Annotated in this window: 1 protein-coding gene; it reads right to left on the bottom strand. The window is 43.8% G+C overall.

Annotated elements, in window-relative coordinates; genetic code table 11:
- On the bottom strand, window positions 1–600 hold a 600-nt coding region (locus tag EAF07_RS10410; RefSeq protein ID WP_142925611.1), incomplete at both ends, for an isopeptide-forming domain-containing fimbrial protein.

The following is a 600-nucleotide window of genomic DNA, read 5'->3' as shown; positions in this document are numbered from 1 at the left end:
CAACTTTTGTTGTATTTGGAATCTTAACGCGAGTCACGCCTTCGCGGATTTGCGCTGGAATGACCAACTCAACTTGTTGACCTGCCAACTCACCTGCGTTTGCGAAGTCTTTCATTGTCGCTGTAACCGTTTGACCGTCTACTTTAACATCGAAGAACTTAGCGGCGTCACCTGTGATGCTTGGTATTGCACCTGGTTTAACAGTCAAATCGTTGTCAAGCGTATCCGTAATCACGAATTTCTTATAAGATGTGATTGTGGTTGGAAGGCTTGCTTTGATATTGTAAGTGTAATCCGTTTGAGTTGGAAGGCTTGCTTTGATATTGTAAGTGTAATCCGTTTGAGTTGGAACATCTAAGTGATCAAGTTTTTCGTTGATTTTCTTATCAACTGTTGGATCGGTTGGCGGCGTTACGGTTACTGGTGGCGTTGGTGGCGTTTCTTTATCTGGCTCGCCATCAACTGTTGAGTTATTATAAACAACTTTTGTTGTATTTGGAATCTTAACGCGAGTCACGCCTTCGCGGATTTGCGCTGGAATGACCAACTCAACTTCTTTACCTGCGAAGTCGCCTGCTTTCGCGAAGTCTTTCATTGTCG

This window comes from Streptococcus hillyeri (genome assembly GCF_003686955.1).
GTDB lineage: Bacteria > Bacillota > Bacilli > Lactobacillales > Streptococcaceae > Streptococcus > Streptococcus hillyeri.
Note: the sequence above shows the minus strand (reverse complement) of the source record. Positions and strands in the feature narration are given on the sequence as shown.